This is a genomic window from Oleiphilus sp. HI0061 (genome assembly GCF_001635675.1).
Window position 1 is genome coordinate 1 of the sequence record NZ_LWFE01001661.1, and the last position, 725, is coordinate 725.

General features: G+C 46.1%; 1 protein-coding gene. It reads right to left on the reverse strand.

Going from position 1 to position 725, the window contains the following annotated elements; genetic code table 11:
- Positions 1 to 651 (reverse strand): FHIPEP family type III secretion protein (locus A3735_RS25560; protein ID WP_231882655.1); only part of this gene is annotated, 651 nt, incomplete at its 3' end.
- Positions 652 to 725 lie beyond the last annotated feature (74 nt).

Sequence of the window (725 nt, forward strand, 5' to 3'; positions counted from 1 at the left end):
AATAGAGAGACCGCCTATGATATTGATCGCTAAAATCAACAAACCCGCAATGGCATCACCACGAACAAACTTACTGGCACCATCCATAGAACCATAAAAGTCAGCCTCCGTTGCAATTTCTTCACGACGTGACTTGGCTTCTTCCTGTTCGATAATGCCAGCATTAAGATCAGCATCAATCGCCATCTGTTTACCCGGCATCGCATCGAGCGTAAAGCGCGCACTAACCTCCGAGACCCTGCCAGCACCCTTTGTTACAACAACAAAGTTAATAATCATCAAAATAGCAAAGACAACCAAACCGACAGCGTAATTGCCTCCAATGACAACCTCACCGAAGGCCTCAATCACCTTACCTGCAGCATCGCCACCTTCGTGCCCCTCCAAGAGAACAACACGAGTTGAAGCGACATTTAGCGCCAAACGTAAAAGCGTGGCAACTAACAAAACGGTTGGGAATATCGCGAACTCAACGGGCCGCAGGGAGTAGACACAAACAAGCAAGACAACAAGCGCCAAAGCAATATTGAAGGTAAACAACAAATCAAGCAGGAAAGGAGGAACAGGAAGGGTCATCATCCCCAGGATTGCAATCAATAGCACCGGGATGGCGAGATTACCCTGAGTAAGAACCTTGAATTGTTGAAGCATTGCGGCTTGCTGCATAAATATCACTACCAAGACTGATATCGTCACTAATTTGACGAAAAACAAATATCAGTAAG